The organism is Xanthomonas euroxanthea (assembly GCF_900476395.1).
GTDB classification, from domain to species: domain Bacteria; phylum Pseudomonadota; class Gammaproteobacteria; order Xanthomonadales; family Xanthomonadaceae; genus Xanthomonas; species Xanthomonas euroxanthea.
Genome location: NZ_UIHB01000006.1, coordinates 163,221 through 176,875, shown reverse-complemented (window position 1 = coordinate 176,875; position 13,655 = coordinate 163,221). Strand labels below are relative to the sequence as shown.

Genomic DNA, 13,655 nt, shown 5'->3' with positions numbered 1-13,655 from the left:
TGTTTTTCGTTTCCGAGTTGCACCGCATGGCTCTTCTGCACCGTCCTGTCCTGATCGCTGCCCTGTCGGCTGCCCTGCTGAGCACCGCCGCGTGCCACCGCGATGGCGCCTCACCGGCAACGACGACGCACGCCAAGGCCACGCCCACCACGCCCAAGCTGGGCGATTTCGGTTTCGATGCGGCGGGCATGGACCGCAGCGTGGCGGCGGGCGACGACTTCTTCAGCTACGCCAGCGGCAACTGGGTCAAGACCACCCAGATCCCGGACGACCGCTCCAGCTTCAACAGCTTCGTCGGCATCGCGATCGAAACCGAGCAGCACAGCCGCGACATCATCGAAGGCGCCGCTGCCAACGACCGCGTCACCGGCGAAGACAAGCAGATCGGCGATTACTACGCCGCCTACATGGATGAAGCCGGGATCGAGGCCAAGGGCGTGCGCCCGGTGCAACCGGAACTGGACGCCATCGCGCAGCTGGACGACAAACAGGCGCTGGCGCGCACCCTGGGCGGCCAGCTGCGCGCCGATGTGGACCTGCTCAACTCCACCAATTTTTATACCGACCGGCTGTTCGGCCTGTGGATCTCGCAGGATCTGCATCACCCCGGCCGCTACGTGCCGTATCTGGTGCAGGGCGGCCTGGGCATGCCGGACCGCAGCTTCTATCTGGACGACGGGCGCATGACGCAGATGCGCGAGGCCTACCGCGCGCACATCGTCAAGCTGCTGGAACTGGCCGGCATCGCCGACGCGCCAGCCAGGGCCGAGCGCATCCTGGCCCTGGAAACCGCGATGGCGCGCGTGCACGCCACCGCCGAACAGACCAACAACGTGCAGGCCGGCGCCAATGCCTGGAAACAGGCCGATTTCGCGCGTAATGCGCCTGGCCTGGATTGGGCGCCGTTCTTCGAAGCGGCCGGCCTGAAGGCGCAGCAGGATTTCATCGTCTGGCAGCCCGGTGCGGTGACCGGCCTGTCGGCGCTGGTGCGCTCCGAGCCCCTGCAGACCTGGAAGGATTACCTGAGCTTTCGCGCCCTGGACCGCGCCTCGCCGTACCTGTCCAAGGCCTTCGCCGACGAACGCTTTGCGTTCTACGGCACCACGCTGGAAGGCACGCCGCAACAACGCCAGCGCTGGAAGCGCGGCATCGACGCCACCAACGCAGCCTTGGGCGAAGCGGTGGGCCAGCGCTATGTGCAGAAGTACGTCAGTGCCCAGACCAAGACCCGTGCCGAGGAGATGGTCAAGAACATCGTCACCGCCTTCGGCAAGCGCATCGACGCGCTGGCGTGGATGAGTCCGGAAACCAAGCAGCATGCCAAGGCCAAGATTGCCGGGCTGACCGTGGCGGTGGGTTATCCGGAGACCTGGCGCGACTACAGCGGGCTGGACGTGCGCCGCGACGATGCGCTGGGCAATGTGCAGCGCTCGGAGCTGTTCGAGTACCGGCGCAATCTGGCCAAGCTGGGCAAGGCCGTGGATCACCGCGAGTGGTATCTGCTTCCGCAGGAAGTCAACGCACTGAACGTGCCGCTGGAAAACCGCCTGCTGTTTCCGGCGGCGATCCTGCAGCCGCCGTTCTTCGACCCGGCAGCCGACGATGCGGTGAACTACGGCGCCATCGGCGCGGTGATCGGCCACGAGATCAGCCACAGCTTCGACAACATGGGCGCGCAGTTCGACGAACATGGCGAGCTGCACAACTGGTGGACGCCGCAGGACCTGAAAAAATTCGCAGCCGCCGGCGATGCGCTCGCAGCGCAGTTCAGCGCCTACAAGCCGTTCGACGATCTGAACGTCAACGGCAAGCTGACGCTGGGCGAGAACATCGCCGATGTGGCCGGCCTGGCGACCGCCTACGACGCCTATCAGCTGTCGCTGCAGGGCAAGCAGCCGCAGACCATCGACGGGTTCAGCCCGGACCAGCGCTTCTTCCTGGGCTTTGCGCAGGCCTGGCGCGGCAAGTACCGCGACGCGGCGCTACGCAACGCCGTGCTCACCGACGTGCACGCACCCGGACGCTTCCGCGCGCAGACCGTGCGCAACCTCGATGCCTGGTATCCGGCATTCGATGTGCAGCCGGGCCAGCAGTTGTATCTGCCGCCCGAGCAGCGGGTGCGGATCTGGTAGCAGACCGGTCCCTCACCCCTCGGGGGAGTGCATGGGGCGAGGGTACGGCCACACGGCGCACCATCCTCCGCATGACGCCATTGCCTTGCACTCCAGGCAGGCACCCGCACTCACCGCTGCCCGGGCCACTCCAGCAACATCGCCTGCGGCAGCTGCATGCGACGGCACGCGCGTGCAGACAGCCCATCGCGTAGCGCAGTACGGAACAGTGGCGACAGGCTGCGCAGCAACCGTGCCGACGCATGTGCCTGTGCGCGCTGGGTGGTGGTGCGGCCGAGCATGTCGCTGGCCCAGCCTGGCAACAGGGCGGTACCGGCACCGAGGAACACGCCGCGCGACAGCCCGGCCGCCGGCACCGGCAACTGGATGCTGGTGAGGATGTCGAGCACCTCGCGCGAGCGCGTGTCCATGCGCAACTGCCCGCGCACGGTGGCGAAATAGGCATCGACCTGCGCCTCGCTGGCGGGTACATCGGCCGCGCCCAGCGCTTCGGCGACACGTCGCGCTTCGTCGTAGTAGCGGTCGGCGATGCTTGCCGGCACGTCGCGGCAATAGCGTCGGCAACCCTGCAGAAAACCGTAGGCCTCGGTGACGTGCACCCAGGTCAGCAACTGCGGGTCGTTGGCGTCGTAGGGCACGCCGTCGGCGGTGTGGCCGTGGATATGCGCATGGATGCTGCGCACGCGGGCGATCAACTGCTCGGCCTCGGCGCGCGGGGCATAGGTGGTGCCGGCAACGAAATTGGTGGTGCGCCGCAGCCGCCCGATCAGGTCGGCGCGGAAGTTGGAATGGTCGTAGACCCCGGCCAACGCGCGTGGATGCAGCAACTGCAGCATCAAGGCGCACAATCCGCCGGACAACATGCCGGGAAATTCCGAATGCACCCGCCAGGTGACGCTGTCGGGCCCGAAGATGCCGGGATCGCCGAGGGGCTGGTCGTAGTCGATGGAGCTCTGGCCACGCGGAAACGCGCCCAGCACCCAGCGATGGATCTGTCTGGCGGCAGGGGCAGTGAGGGTACGCAGGACGGCTGACATGCATGCGAGCATACCCAGCCCGCTGCAAGACCGCGTCGTGGCCGTGAGGGGCTGGGATTGGGGATTCGGGATTCGGGATTGGTGAAAGGCGGCTCTGTGTTCGCTGCTCGTCCCCCCATGCGCATCGACCGTCTCGACGGGCGCTTGCCCGCCTGTCGCCGGACCTTGCGCCGCATGGATGCGTGCGCGGCGCTCACGCGACCTGCACGCCGGAATCGATTGCGCGCCGGTCGCACCCTCCTCGATTACGGATGCATGCACGCAAGCGCGAGTGTGCAGTGCAGCAAGAATGACCACGCACTGGCGCTGCAGTCGTCCGGCAAACGCTGCGAACCGCCTGAATACCGCGATTTGTGCGCAGGTGCGCAGGATTTGCCGCTCATCGGATCGCAGCAGGCATTGCCATGCACAGCGAAAGTGCTAGAACTAGGGCAGTCCGAGCGCCGGCCTGCATCACTGCCAGCCATTGCCCGGCCGCTCCAGGGCACCGGCGCTTTGCCGGGCGCAGCAAGTCGTTCGTACCAGCCATCCGTCAGGAGCTTGTCATGATCGCTTTGTTCCAGGGTTTGGGCCTGCTATTGCAGGACAACGCACTCCATCGACTCCCCTTCGACGAGCAGGTCGCGCACTGGCGCGAGAAAACCGACGACCAGCTCGACCAGGAGCTCAATCTGCTCAAAGTGGCCAAGAAACAATGGGTGATCGCCTCGATCATCGGCTGGCAGGCGATCTCGCTGGTGTTGCTGGGCGTGATCACCCATCAGCTGTGGCAGAACGACTACCACCTCACCTTCAGCCGCGTGGTGATCATCTTTACCTCGTGGGCCTCGATCCTGTTCGTCATGTGGTACATCGCCGATCTGTTCGATCACAGCGCCGGTTTCGAACGCTGGCTGCGCGCCTTCAACAGCCGCGCGCGGCTCACACCGGATGCCGACTCGGTCGAGTGCGTGGCCGATGCGCTGGACATGACCCGTCGCTACCCGGAAGTGCTGCGCTACAAGCAGGAGGTCAGTTCCAGGCGCGAATTGCGCCACGAGGACATCGTCAACATGCGCGAGATGGGGCGGCTGCGCCGCTACACCGAGTTGTTGCGCGATCTGGACCGCTTCGATGGTGCGCCACGGCTGGTGACCAATACCAATACCCATAGCGCAGCGGCGACACTGGCGTAGCGGTCAAGCGATGGATGCGGTGGTTGCCGCAGGGCATCGGCAATGCGGCGCGCCGAGCGAAAACAGGCGGATTGATCGGCTCGATATCTGATCGCTCCAGGGCGTGCGCTGCCAAGGCAGTGCCAATCGCTGCACCGGCGTGCGTAGCGACCAACAAGAACGGCCGGTGCAGTGCACCGGCCGTCGTCGTTTGCGGCGCCTGGAGACGGCGCCCGGTCGATCCGTTGTCAGCAAGCAGGCGCTTACGCCTGCGCGACGGCCTTCTCCACCGACGGCGTACGCCAACCGCTGCGTACACCCCAGAGGTAGAACACCGCCCCGACCACCGCGACCACGGCCAGATCGGTGCCATAGCTGAGGTAGCCATGCCCGCCGAAGTCGCTGCTGCCGGCCCAGGACAGCAACGCGATCGTCGGCAGGTAGCAGATCATCCAGGCCGCGCCCTTGAGGTTGCGGCCAAGATCCGGCCAGCCCTGCTTGGCCTGGTAGTAGCAGTACACCGGCAGCGCCACGACCATCAGCAGGATGATCTCGCCGGTCAGCGGCCAGCGCGCCCAGTACAGCAGCTCGGTGGCCATCACGAAGGCCACACCGGCCAGCACCGGCAGCGCGGCGATGCGCAGCGGGCGGTGCAGTTCGGGCGCATGACGACGCAGCGCCATCGCGCTGATCGGGCCGGTGAGGTAGGAGATGATGGTCGCCACCGAGATCACCGCCGCCAGCGTGCCCCAGCCACGGAAGAAGAACAGGAACACGAACGACACCGCCAGGTTGAAGAACATCGCCATGCGCGGCACGCCCCAGACCGGGTGCAGTTTGCCCAGCACCGACGGCATGGTGCCGTTCTTTTCCATGCCGTAGACCATGCGCGCGGTGGTGGCGGTATAGGTGATGCCGGTGCCGCTGGGGCTGACGAAGGCATCGATGTACAGCAGCATCGCCAGCCAATGCAGGTTGACGATGATGGCCAGCTCGGCGAACGGCGAGCGGAAGTCGATGCCGTGCCAGCCGGCCTTGGCCAGCAGGTCCGGCGGCACCGCGCCGATGTAGGCCACCTGCAGGATCACGTAGACCACCGTGGCCAGCGCGATCGAGCCCAGCACCGCGAACGGAATGCTGCGCCCCGGGTTGCGCGCTTCACCGGCCAGGTTCACCGGGCTCTGGAAGCCGTTGAAGCTGAAGACAATGCCGGCGGTAGCCACTGCGGTGAGCACCGCGGCCAGGTCGATCACGTGCGCATCGCCGTGGATGCCGACGCTGAAGTTCTCGCTGTGGAAGCCGCTGGCGATCAGGGCCACGCCGGTTGCCGCCGGCACCACTAGCTTGAACACGGTGATCAGGGTATTGGAGCGCGCGAACAGCTTGACGCTCCAGAAATTGAGGAAGAAATACACCAGCACCAGCACCGCCGAGATCAGCAGGCCGGGCACCGACAACTCCCCCGCCCCGCCGGGTGCCTGCACATACAGGCCCTGCGCCCAGGCCCATGGCCAGGAGGCCATGTACTGCACCGAGGCCTCGGCCTCGACCGGGATCACCGAGACGATCGCGATCCAGTTGGCCCAGCCGGCGATGAAGCCCACCAGCGAGCCGTGCGAGTAATGGCTGTAGCGCACCATGCCGCCGGACTCGGGGAACATCGCGCCCAGTTCGGCGTAGGACAGCGCGATGGTGGTGATGATCGCCGCGCCCAGGATCCAGGCCCAGATCGCACCGGGGCCGGCCAGGCCGGCGGCGCGCCAGGCGCCGAACAGCCAGCCGGAACCGATGATCGAGCCCAGGCCGGTAAGCATGAGGGCGAAGGGGCCAACGTCGCGGCGTAGCGATTGTTCGGACATGAGAGCCTGACTGTGAGGACGCCGTGAACCGGCAACAAGCCGGCAATGATCGCAGAAGCGGCCGCTGATCGTCAGTGCGTATTCAGGCTTGCGTCCGGTTGCGCCCTGCCTCACGACAGGGATGAAGCGTCGTTGCGCCAGTTCCGGCGTCAGACGCCCGGCTCAGCCATGGCAATCGGCGCCGGGCGCGCTGGTATCCACGCAGGTGCGCGCCTGACGCGGGATGCCGTGCAGCTCGCGCACCTGCCCGGGTGCCAGCGCAAAGCTGTCCAGGGTCCTGCGTGCGCAGGCCGGCGTGCCCGCGGCATGCCCGGCGGCAGACGCAGCGCAGTGGTCCTCGTAGACCAGGTAATGGCAGCGGCCGCTGCTGCTGGCCAGGCAGTGCACATTGAGATCGGTGGCAGTGGCCAGGGTCTTGCTGAACAGCACGTCCTGGCCATTGCTGGTGGCGCGGGTGATGGAGGTGGTGCCGTTGCGGTCGTGGCAACCGGCCAATGCCAGCAGGCAATACACGAGGGAGGCGATCAGGCGCATATCAGCAATCCTTTCAGTCGATGCGATCGGGGGAATTACATGCCGCGAAACAGGGTCATGAAGGGTTGGCTGACGGTGAGCGTTTCGCTGCGCCCGCGCAGCGCCAGCCGGCCCTTGCCGGTGTCCTCGCGCACCACCGAGGCGACCGCCTTCATGTTGACGATGGTGGAGCGGTGGATCTGCTTGAACACCTGCGGGTCCAGCACGTCGAGCAACTCGCGCAGCGGCGTGCGCAGGATCGCCTCGCCGGCGGCAGTCATCACCGTGGTGTATTTCTGATCGGCCTGGAAATACGCCACCTCGTCCAACGCGATCAGGCGCGTTTCGCGGCCGCTGCTGGCGGTGAGCCAGGCCAGCGGCGGCGCGGCGCTGGCGGCGGCAGGGCGCGCGGACAGGCGCTGCAACAAGGCCTCCAGCAGCTGGCCGTCCGGCTGGCCGGCGGCGGCGCGCTGTTGCACGCGCTGCCAGGTGGCCTGCAGGCGCTCGCGGCTGATCGGCTTGAGCAGGTAGTCCACCGCGCCGTGTTCGAACGCATCGATGGCGTACTGATCGTAGGCGGTGACGAACACCACCTGGGTGCGCGGGCTGACTTCGCGCAGTGCACGCGCCACCTCGATGCCGGTGAGCCCGGGCATGCGGATATCCAGGAACACCACATCGGGCTGCTGCGTGGCGATGGTTTCCAGCGCGCTGGCGCCGTCCTCGCATTCGCCCACGATCTGCAGTTGCGGGCACACCTGCGCCAGCAGGGTCAGCAACGATTGCCGCAGCAGCGCCTCGTCTTCGGCGATCACCGCACGCAGCGCGCTCATGCCTGCACCTGTGTGGCATGAATCTGCGCAGCGGGCACCGGCGGCGGCATGATGGACGCGGGCAGCGGCAAGGTGAGGGTGGCGGCCACACCGCTGGGGAAGTTGGACACGATGGCAAAGCTGGCCCTGCCGGCGTAGATCAGCTGCAGCCGCTCGCGCAGGTTCTTCAGGCCGATGCCGGTACCTTGCGTGTGCGTGCTGAAGCCCTGGCCATCGTCGGCCACGGTCAGCGTGGCATGGTCGTCGATGCGACGCGCCAGGATCCACACCGTGCCGCCGCCGGGCTTGGGTTCCAGCCCATGCTTGATCGCATTCTCCACCAGGGTCTGCAGCATCATCGAGGGCAGTTGCAGCGCGCGCAGCTCGTACGGCACCTCCACCTGCAGCGCCAGCCGCGTGCCCATGCGGATGCGCAGGATCTCCAGGTAGGCCTGGGTGCGCTCCAGTTCCTCGCCCAGGGTGGAGATGGCCCCGTCGGCGCTGGGCAGCGAGCTGCGCAGGTACTGGATCAGATGGCCGATCATGATGTCGGCGCGCGGCGGGTCGGTGCGCGCCAGTACCTGCGCACTGGCCAGCGTGTTGTAGAGAAAGTGCGGCTCGACCTGGGCATGCAGCAGATTCAGGCGTGCCACGGCCAGCTCCTTTTCCATCACCGACTGCTCGGCCGCGGCCTGTTCGTCGCGGCGCTGCTCGCCGACCCGCCGCACCACCGCGCGGTTGATCGCCTCGGCGTTCTCGTAATTGCTGCCTTCGTCCACCGCAAACAGGTCCACCCAGGCGCCGGCGTCGGGCTCGCACAGCACGGTGACGCTGCTGGTGCCCTGCCCTGGCGTGATCGTCACCAGCACCTGGTTGCGCTTGATCGCAAAACGCGCGAACAGGTTCCAGCGCGAGGGCTGGCGTCCTTCGTAGGGGTCGATGCGGCGCACCTTGGCGCGGATCAGCAGGCTGCCGGGCGCGCACTCGATGTCCTGCACGCGTGGCAGCACGCGCACCGCCTCCTCGACCACGGCGAAGCTGGCCTGCACGTCCAGCGGCACTTCGATTTGACGCCGCTGGCGGGTCGACAAGGTGTCGTGATCCAGCCGCCCGGCGATCAGGCGCACCCGCCGCACATGGGTGATCGCGCTCATCAGGGCCAGGGTCAGCAGCACCACGCAGATCAGCCCGAAGAACGCGCCGGTGGAGCCGAACAGCTGCGCCCACATGATCCCGGCCACCACCAACGCCGCGGCCCAGGCGAACACGATACGTACGATCAGGAAGACGCTGGCAGACACGGGTGGCGACTCGTCGGGTTGGGACGCGGCGAGCATAGCCGGCAAGCGATCGGACGAAAGCCCCGGGCGACGAATGGCCGTCAGCGCGGCCCCAATTGCCCGGATCGCGGCGCGAAACCCGGCCCGGCCGGCGATGGCAGGCGCTGACGCGCGCGGTATGCTCCAGGTCCGCAAGCGGCGGCCACCGGGCGCCGCCCGCGGCGACGCAGCTCCTGGCTTCTACCGATGCTGCGTGGCGCGCGCGGCGCGTGGCCGGTTGCGCAGGCGCCGTGGTCCCGATCATCTCCTCCACACCGCTCAGGAGTCGCATGCACCGTCGTCATTTCCTGCACAGCGCCGGTCTTGCGCTTGCGGCCGCTTCCACCGGAAGCTGGGCCGCGACCGGCAAGGTGGCCGCTGCGCCGTCTTCGCCATTGCCCGCCATGCCACCGGGCGCCCTGCCCGAGCAGTTCGCCGCAGCGCTGCCGCTGGCACCGATCCGTGCGTCCGTCGATCGCATCATCGCGATCAACGGCTGCACCCGCCCGTTCCGTGCGCAGGGGCCGCGGATCGAGGCCGAGCGCATCGGCCGCAAGACGGTGGTGCACAACTATGGACATGGCGGCAGCGGGTGGTCGCTGTCGTGGGGCGCGGCCGAGCACGCGCTGCGGCTGGTGCGCGCGGCAGATGCGGATGTGCGCGAGCTGGCGGTGATCGGCTGCGGTGCGATCGGGCTGACCACCGCGCTGGTGGCGCAACGCGCGGGCCTGCGCGTGCGCATCTATGCGCGCGAGCGCCTGCCGGACGTGCGCTCGTTCTACGCCACCGGCGTGTGGTCGCCGGACTCGCGGGTGTGCACCAGCGAATACGCCAGCGCCGATTTCAGGACCCGCTGGGAAGAGATGGCGCGCATCTCGTTCCGCCGCTACCAGACCCTGCTGGGCCTGCCGGGCGAGCCGATCGAATGGCGCGATGGTTACGCGCTGTCGGATGTGCCGTTCGACCAGCCGAGCGCATCGGCCGAAGCGCACGAGCCGGATTACCCGCCGCTGGAGCGCGAACTGCTCGACGATCTCGGCCCGCGCTCGCAGCCGGTCGCGCCCGGCAGGCATCCGTTTCCGGTGCCGTTCGTGCGTCGCTACAGCCAGTTGACCTTCAACCTCAGCGCCTATGCGCGGCTGCTGATGGACGACTTTCTGCAGGCCGGCGGCGAGCTGCAGACGCGCAGCTTCGAGCATCCGCGCCAGTTCGGCCAGTTGCGCGAAAAGATCCTGGTCAATGCCACCGGCTACGGGGCGCGTGCCTTGCTTGGCGACGACAGCGTCATCCCGGTGCGCGGGCAGACCGCGCGCCTGATTCCGCAACCGGAAGTGACCTACGGGCTGGTGTGGCGCGGCCACAATCTCAACGTGGTGCCACGCCGCGATGGCGTGCTGGTGCAGGCGCAGGGTGCCAACGATTTCAACAATCCGGATCCCACGCCGGATCACGCCGCATCCGCGGCAGCGGTCCGCGAGCTGGCGCGGCTGTTTCCTCAGGCCTGAGTCGCCTTGCCTGCGCGCTGCAGTCAGGACTCGCCGAGCGAGGCCTGCAGCGCGCGGGCCAGTGCGGCATCGCCGCTGACCAGCTCGTCCCAGCGCAAGGCCACTCCGTTGCGTCGGCCTTTTTCGACCAGCTTCAAGCCCTGCGGGTCGATGATCAAGGTGTAGGCCTGCTCGCCGATCTGCAGCTCGCGGCGTAGCGGTTTGTCCAACGGCGTCATGGCAGCCTCCGGGGCAAGAACGAGCCATCGGTTGTAGCGCATCGGTCCGCAACGACGTGCATCCTCCGCCCGTCCATGCTGCACGGTGCCGATACTGGCGCGAATCGCCGGCCTGCCCTCTGCGCAAGGTGGGTGCGTGATGCGGCAGGTAGCGCATTCACCATGCGCGGTGCACGGCGCAGCTTGAGCAAGTGCCCCTGTTGCTTGCAGCGAGGCCCCACCACGCGGCGCCATCGCATCGGCGACCGCGTGTGGTCGGCGCAGCGTACGGCACAGGTCGCCATCGCATCGGGATCACCGCATCCACCAATTGCGCTAACACGCAGACAGCTAGCGTAGCGACCATGCGAGACAGCGTGCATGTGCACGACCCAACGCTGCATGGCACGCGTCATGGCAGGCAGCGTGCCGTCGAGGCGATGCAACTGCTGGCTCGCGCGCATCGAAGGGCAAGACCCACACCCGGTGCACCGCATTGTTCATCCATCCATTCATCCCCTAGGAGCCGCCCATGGCGATCAAGACAATTGAAGAGCTTTTCGTCCACGAGCTGTCGGACATCTACAGCGCAGAAAAGCAGTTGACCAAGTCACTGCCGCGTCTGGCACGCGCGGCAACCGAACCCAAGCTGGTGGAAGCCTTCAAGCTGCACCTGGAAGAAACCCAGGGCCAGATCGAACGCATCGATCAGATCGTCGAACTGCTCGGCATCAAGCTCAAGCGCATCAAGTGTGCTGCGATGGAAGGTCTGGTCGAGGAAAGCCGTGAGGTGATCGATGAGATCGAGGAAGGTCCGGTACGCGATGCGGCGCTGATTGGCGGCGCGCAGAAGGTGGAGCATTACGAGATCGCCTCGTACGGCACCATTGCAGCGATCGCAAAGCAGCTGGGCTACACCGATGCGGTCACCTTGCTGCTGTCCACGCTGGAAGAAGAAAAAGCCACCGATGAAAAGCTGACCCTGCTCGCCGAGCAAGGCGGCAATCAGAAGGCATCCAAGCCCAGCAAGGCGGCCTGATGCCCTGCGCAGGCGGCGCTGCCGCCTGCGTTTGCCTGCATCCCGCAGGCAACCCCCACCCGTAGCCAGCCTCAGGTTTCTGCGCGCATGCCGCGTTGCAGTTGTCGCCGGGCGCCAGCCAGGAAACACGACCCATGTTCATGCATAACAAGCGTTTGATGTACACCGTACGCGTCGCCGAACCCAATCCGGATCTGGCCACGTTGATGCTCGAGCAGTTCGGCGGGCCGCAGGGCGAGCTTGCCGCGGCGATGCGGTACTTCACCCAGGCACTGGGCGAAAACGATCCGGGCCGCAAGGACCTGTTGTTCGATATCGCCACCGAAGAACTGAGCCACCTGGAAATCATCGGTTCGATCATCGCCATGCTCAACAAGGGCCCGAAGGCCGTGTTGTCCGAGGGCATGGAAGAGGCCATGGAGATGCGCTCCATGACCCAGAACAGCACCAGCCACACCCAGCAGATCCTGTACGGCGGCGGCCCGGCGCTGGTCAATTCCAGCGGCGTGCCGTGGACCTCGGCCTATGTCGATTCGATCGGCTGCCCGACCTCGGACATGCGCTCCAACATCGCTGCCGAAGCCCGCGCCAAGCTGGTCTACGAGCGCCTGATCACCGTCACCGATGACCCGGGCATCGTCGATGCGCTGCGCTTTTTGATGACGCGCGAAGTGGCGCATCAGAAATCCTTCGAGAAGGCGCTGTACGCGATCGAACCGAACTTCCCGCCGGGCAAGCTGCCGGGCGACCCGCGCTTCACCGACGTCTACTACAACATGTCGCAGGGCGAAGGCGATACGGTCGGCCCCTGGAATGCCGGCGAGCAGTGGGACGTGGTGGAAGACCGTGAGCTGCAGTCCGCGGTGGACGGCGGCGATGGCTCGGCCACGGTCACGCTGGATGCAACGCAGACCGAAGCACTGGATGCGATGTCGCTGCGCCTGCTGTCCAACCCGGAACTGGATCGGGTGACCGGTGCAGACCTGGGCGCAGGCCCGGGGGCCGGCTCCACCACTGGCGACATCCAGCGCTGATCGTCCTCGACAGCGATTGCTGAGATTAGCCCGGGTCGTTCGCGACCCGGGCTTTTTAATGCGCGACGTACTTTCCGTTGACGGTCCTGCAGGTGGCTGTTGCCGCACCTGGGCACATCATCTGCCACGACCACGCACTGTAGCTGGCGCGCCAAGGGACGCCGCCCCGTGGGCAACGCGTTACCGAACGACAAAAAAAGAGGCCCATCGGGCCTCCTGTTGCCACTGCCTGCCACCACGCCTCACACCGGCGCGGCCTGTCGGGCCTGCGCATCGGTCCACTCGGGCCGCACGTCCGCCGCGGTGGTGCAACGCTCCAACCGCCAGGGCAGGAGATGACGCATCGCCTCCTCGCCACTGCGCTGCAGCCACTGCGTGGCATCGCCGTCGACGCATAAGGGACGCTGTGTCGGCAGGCTGGCCGAGGACGCGACCAGCAGCGAGAACCCCATCTGCAGGCGGCCACCGATATCCATGACATTGCGCAGGCCTGCGGCGTACAGCGCACCCCCGTCCTGGCTCAACCAGGTTGCCGAGGTGGCGCCATCTGCCGATGCGGTGCAGACGAATCCGCACAGCGGGATCAGGCAGCGCTGGGTTTCCCAGATGGCGAGGTCGACCCGCCCCAGCCACTCCGGCTCCTGGGTATTGATCGAGCGCTGCTGTCCCGGCGCACGTCGACCGAAGGTTGCACGCTCCTCGCGTCTGCCGCCACGGTCGGCAACCAGAATGTCGGCATCGGCACCGACACCGATCTCGACCCAGGCATTGCTCGCAACGCGGCCTGACAACTGAAGGATGCGCGTAATCATGTTGACTCCACTGTGCAGCTTGATGACAGCAGCAGCTACGCACAATACGCGCCAAGTTTTTCGATCCCGCACACAGGCGTCCTGCAACGGTCTTGGATGACGGCAGCGGCAGCGGCGGCGCTGCGAGGTGCGAATTGGTCGCAAACATCTGCACGCACGCGCAGGATTTTCCGTGCGGGTGCGTGGATGTGCACTGCATTCGCACATCGGCACCGTAGCGCCTGCCAGCGTGCGCAGAGACT

The 13,655-nt window shown here is 66.8% G+C and carries 12 protein-coding genes; 5 read left to right on the top strand and 7 right to left on the bottom strand.

What is annotated here, in order from left to right:
* Positions 1–62 precede the first annotated feature (62 nt).
* Positions 63–2,132 (top strand): M13 family metallopeptidase, encoded by a 2,070-nt coding sequence (locus CPBF1521_RS18090; protein ID WP_181901291.1) that lies wholly within the window; start codon positions 63–65, stop codon positions 2,130–2,132.
* A 110-nt stretch (positions 2,133–2,242) separates the two neighbouring features.
* Here CPBF1521_RS18090 and CPBF1521_RS18085 read toward each other — a convergent pair whose 3' ends face one another.
* Complete coding sequence (locus CPBF1521_RS18085) at positions 2,243–3,169, bottom strand: oxygenase MpaB family protein (protein WP_104583318.1); 927 nt, start codon at positions 3,167–3,169, stop codon at positions 2,243–2,245.
* A 545-nt stretch (positions 3,170–3,714) separates the two neighbouring features.
* On the opposite strand from CPBF1521_RS18085, the gene CPBF1521_RS18080 reads away from it, so the two are divergent.
* Positions 3,715–4,344, top strand: a complete 630-nt coding sequence (locus CPBF1521_RS18080) for a hypothetical protein (RefSeq protein ID WP_208411946.1) — start codon at positions 3,715–3,717, stop codon at positions 4,342–4,344.
* A gap of 242 nt (positions 4,345–4,586) precedes the next feature.
* On the opposite strand, the gene CPBF1521_RS18075 is transcribed toward CPBF1521_RS18080, so the two are convergent.
* The 4 genes from CPBF1521_RS18075 to CPBF1521_RS18060 all read right to left on the bottom strand — a co-directional run bounded on the left by CPBF1521_RS18075 (position 4,587) and on the right by CPBF1521_RS18060 (position 8,808).
* Positions 4,587–6,182: an APC family permease gene (locus tag CPBF1521_RS18075; protein ID WP_104583200.1), complete on the bottom strand. Its 1,596-nt coding sequence runs from the start codon at positions 6,180–6,182 to the stop codon at positions 4,587–4,589.
* Between the two features lie 162 nt (positions 6,183–6,344).
* Positions 6,345–6,716, bottom strand: a complete 372-nt coding sequence (locus CPBF1521_RS18070) for a hypothetical protein (RefSeq protein ID WP_115677839.1) — start codon at positions 6,714–6,716, stop codon at positions 6,345–6,347.
* A gap of 35 nt (positions 6,717–6,751) precedes the next feature.
* Entirely contained in the window at positions 6,752–7,528 is a 777-nt protein-coding gene (locus tag CPBF1521_RS18065; protein WP_104650182.1) for a LytR/AlgR family response regulator transcription factor, read from the bottom strand.
* Positions 7,525–8,808: a sensor histidine kinase gene (locus CPBF1521_RS18060; RefSeq protein ID WP_115677960.1), complete on the bottom strand. Its 1,284-nt coding sequence runs from the start codon at positions 8,806–8,808 to the stop codon at positions 7,525–7,527. The genes CPBF1521_RS18065 and CPBF1521_RS18060 overlap by 4 nt, the downstream gene beginning before the upstream one ends.
* A gap of 308 nt (positions 8,809–9,116) precedes the next feature.
* Between CPBF1521_RS18060 and CPBF1521_RS18055 the strand changes: the two genes are divergently transcribed.
* On the top strand, positions 9,117–10,331 hold the full coding sequence (locus CPBF1521_RS18055) for an FAD-dependent oxidoreductase (RefSeq protein ID WP_115677838.1): 1,215 nt from the start codon (positions 9,117–9,119) through the stop codon (positions 10,329–10,331).
* Positions 10,332–10,354: 23 nt separating this feature from the next.
* Here CPBF1521_RS18055 and CPBF1521_RS18050 read toward each other — a convergent pair whose 3' ends face one another.
* Positions 10,355–10,549: a hypothetical protein gene (locus tag CPBF1521_RS18050; protein ID WP_115677837.1), complete on the bottom strand. Its 195-nt coding sequence runs from the start codon at positions 10,547–10,549 to the stop codon at positions 10,355–10,357.
* Positions 10,550–11,060: 511 nt separating this feature from the next.
* On the opposite strand from CPBF1521_RS18050, the gene CPBF1521_RS18045 reads away from it, so the two are divergent.
* Positions 11,061–11,567 (top strand): YciE/YciF ferroxidase family protein, encoded by a 507-nt coding sequence (locus CPBF1521_RS18045; protein WP_104583195.1) that lies wholly within the window; start codon positions 11,061–11,063, stop codon positions 11,565–11,567.
* Positions 11,568–11,701: 134 nt separating this feature from the next.
* Complete coding sequence (locus tag CPBF1521_RS18040) at positions 11,702–12,601, top strand: manganese catalase family protein (RefSeq protein ID WP_104583194.1); 900 nt, start codon at positions 11,702–11,704, stop codon at positions 12,599–12,601.
* Positions 12,602–12,843: 242 nt separating this feature from the next.
* Here the strand turns inward: CPBF1521_RS18040 and CPBF1521_RS18035 are convergent, their stop codons facing one another.
* Positions 12,844–13,413, bottom strand: a complete 570-nt coding sequence (locus CPBF1521_RS18035; RefSeq protein WP_115677836.1) for a hypothetical protein — start codon at positions 13,411–13,413, stop codon at positions 12,844–12,846.
* Positions 13,414–13,655: the final 242 nt, after the last annotated feature.

Coding starts and splice junctions, on each gene's coding strand:
- CPBF1521_RS18085 (WP_104583318.1), bottom strand. CDS start 3,169: ATGTCAGCCGTCCTGCGTACCCTCACTGCCCCTGCCGCCAGACAGATC.
- CPBF1521_RS18080 (WP_208411946.1), top strand. CDS start 3,715: ATGATCGCTTTGTTCCAGGGTTTGGGCCTGCTATTGCAGGACAACGCA.
- CPBF1521_RS18075 (WP_104583200.1), bottom strand. CDS start 6,182: ATGTCCGAACAATCGCTACGCCGCGACGTTGGCCCCTTCGCCCTCATG.
- CPBF1521_RS18070 (WP_115677839.1), bottom strand. CDS start 6,716: ATGCGCCTGATCGCCTCCCTCGTGTATTGCCTGCTGGCATTGGCCGGT.
- CPBF1521_RS18065 (WP_104650182.1), bottom strand. CDS start 7,528: ATGAGCGCGCTGCGTGCGGTGATCGCCGAAGACGAGGCGCTGCTGCGG.
- CPBF1521_RS18055 (WP_115677838.1), top strand. CDS start 9,117: ATGCACCGTCGTCATTTCCTGCACAGCGCCGGTCTTGCGCTTGCGGCC.
- CPBF1521_RS18050 (WP_115677837.1), bottom strand. CDS start 10,549: ATGACGCCGTTGGACAAACCGCTACGCCGCGAGCTGCAGATCGGCGAG.
- CPBF1521_RS18045 (WP_104583195.1), top strand. CDS start 11,061: ATGGCGATCAAGACAATTGAAGAGCTTTTCGTCCACGAGCTGTCGGAC.
- CPBF1521_RS18040 (WP_104583194.1), top strand. CDS start 11,702: ATGTTCATGCATAACAAGCGTTTGATGTACACCGTACGCGTCGCCGAA.
- CPBF1521_RS18035 (WP_115677836.1), bottom strand. CDS start 13,413: ATGATTACGCGCATCCTTCAGTTGTCAGGCCGCGTTGCGAGCAATGCC.